The sequence below is a fragment of the Micromonospora sp. M51 genome (genome assembly GCF_018070305.1).
Lineage (GTDB): Bacteria > Actinomycetota > Actinomycetes > Mycobacteriales > Micromonosporaceae > Micromonospora > Micromonospora parva.
Genome location: NZ_JAGPXZ010001487.1, coordinates 1 through 479 on the forward strand (window position 1 = coordinate 1; position 479 = coordinate 479).

Annotated in this window: 1 protein-coding gene; it reads right to left on the reverse strand. The window is 59.7% G+C overall.

Features of this window, described 5'->3' with window-relative positions; translation table 11 throughout:
* Positions 1–424: hypothetical protein (locus KBX53_RS35585; protein ID WP_210864098.1), on the reverse strand; the 424-nt coding region annotated here is incomplete at its 3' end.
* Positions 425–479 lie beyond the last annotated feature (55 nt).

Below are 479 nucleotides of genomic sequence, written 5' to 3' on the forward strand. Positions count from 1 at the left end.
TTGCGATGACGGTCCGCTGTTTCCGGCTGCGCGTCCGGTAAGAACGTCCGAAAAATACCAGCCCGATGACGAATAGTGCCAGGCTAATGGTTCCGGCGCGAGACCCGGATGCTGCCAAACAGCCAAGATGGCTGACAGCAGCCACGCTGGAGAGAATCCGGTGGCGGTGTCGTATCACGGCGTCCACAGCAACGGCCAGGGCCAGGATGAGAAGGACGTGACAGATGGCGGCCCCACCGAGTCTGGTGGCAACCCGCCATCCGGTGGTATTGCCTTCGACGTACTCACGAACAAGGTCAATTGGGTTAGCGATGGCCATCAGCATCGACAACCGCCACAGCGCACCTTCAAGGTTCCCGACCGCGATCATCCGGCACGCGAAAATAGCCACGAGAAGGGTAACCGTCGCCTCCGCCAGAGGCATCACTAGGGCATATAGCGGAAGATCCCGGGTAACTCCCATGGAATCGTCGTAGATG